General features: G+C 64.4%; 1 protein-coding gene. It reads left to right on the top strand.

From position 1 onward, the window contains the following. A partial coding sequence (locus SB754_RS22740) for an NADH-quinone oxidoreductase subunit H (RefSeq protein WP_410784533.1) occupies positions 1 to 239 on the top strand: 239 nt, incomplete at both ends.

The following is a 239-nucleotide window of genomic DNA, read 5'->3' as shown; positions in this document are numbered from 1 at the left end:
GCGGATGGCATGCACCCTGGCCGATTTCGCTGTGGGACGGCGCCAACTCGGGATGGTTCCCGCTGATCTGGTTCGTCGCCAAGGTGTGGGGATTCCTGTTCTTCTTCATCTGGTTGCGCACCACCCTGCCCCGGCTGCGCTACGACCAGTTCATGGCGCTGGGCTGGAAGATCCTCATCCCGGTCTCTCTGGCCTGGGTGATGGTCGTCGCCACGGTCCGCGCGCTCCACAACGAGGGA

It is taken from the genome of Leifsonia sp. SIMBA_070, from assembly GCF_046534635.1.
GTDB lineage: Bacteria > Actinomycetota > Actinomycetes > Actinomycetales > Microbacteriaceae > Leifsonia.
Note: the sequence above shows the minus strand (reverse complement) of the source record. Positions and strands in the feature narration are given on the sequence as shown.